1 pseudogene is annotated in these 276 nt (G+C 46.4%); it reads right to left on the bottom strand.

What is annotated here, in order from left to right:
- A pseudogene (locus AAEZ03_RS27205) lies at positions 1 to 241 on the bottom strand (haloalkane dehalogenase); the annotation flags it as partial.
- Positions 242 to 276 lie beyond the last annotated feature (35 nt).

Genomic DNA, 276 nt, shown 5'->3' with positions numbered 1-276 from the left:
GGTCTGGAGCAATAACGCGATATCCTGCGGCGGTCAATATCGGTATCATTTTGCGATAAAGATAACACCACGAAGGCTCGCCATGTAGCAACAGTATAGGCTCAGCGTCTTTTGGACCTTCATCGAGGTAATGTACGCGCAGTTCACCGCCTTCACCATCATCAACCATGAGATAGTTCGGCGCAAAATCGTAATCGAGTAGGTTGGCAAAGTATGAATCGGGGGTTCTAAGCGTTTTCATAGGGTATCCTTATCCTGATGATAAATAATCGTGCA

The sequence above is a fragment of the Pseudomonas sp. HY2-MNA-CIBAN-0224 genome (assembly GCF_040310285.1).
GTDB classification, from domain to species: Bacteria; Pseudomonadota; Gammaproteobacteria; order Pseudomonadales; family Pseudomonadaceae; genus Aquipseudomonas; species Aquipseudomonas helleri.
Note: the sequence above shows the minus strand (reverse complement) of the source record. Positions and strands in the feature narration are given on the sequence as shown.